Genomic DNA, 443 nt, shown 5'->3' on the forward strand with positions numbered 1-443 from the left:
CTTCAGCGCCCTGAAGGACCGCCATAATGCCGTTGAGGTGAACTGGATTGACCCGAACAACGGCTGGGAGACGGCGACAGAGCTTGTTGAAGATACGCAGGCCATTGCCCGTTACGGTCGTAATGTCACGAAGATGGATGCCTTTGGCTGTACCAGCCGGGGGCAGGCACACCGCGCCGGGCTGTGGCTGATTAAAACGGAACTGCTGGAGACGCAGACCGTGGATTTCAGCGTGGGTGCTGAAGGGCTTCGCCATGTACCGGGCGATGTCATTGAAATCTGCGATGATGACTATGCCGGTATCAGCATCGGCGGGCGCGTGCTGGCGGTAAACAGCCAGACCCGGACGCTGACGCTCGACCGTGAAATCACTCTGCCATCCTCCGGTACCACGCTGATAAGCCTGGTTGACGGAAGTGGCAATCCGGTCAGCGTGGAGGTTC

General features: G+C 59.1%; 1 protein-coding gene. It reads left to right on the forward strand.

All coding sequences use genetic code 11. The features are described 5' to 3' along the window. Positions 1–443: phage tail protein (locus tag HEN21_RS22645; protein ID WP_286192518.1), on the forward strand; the 443-nt coding region annotated here is incomplete at both ends.

It is taken from the genome of Escherichia sp. 93.1518 (assembly GCF_013368915.2).
GTDB lineage: Bacteria > Pseudomonadota > Gammaproteobacteria > Enterobacterales > Enterobacteriaceae > Escherichia > Escherichia ruysiae.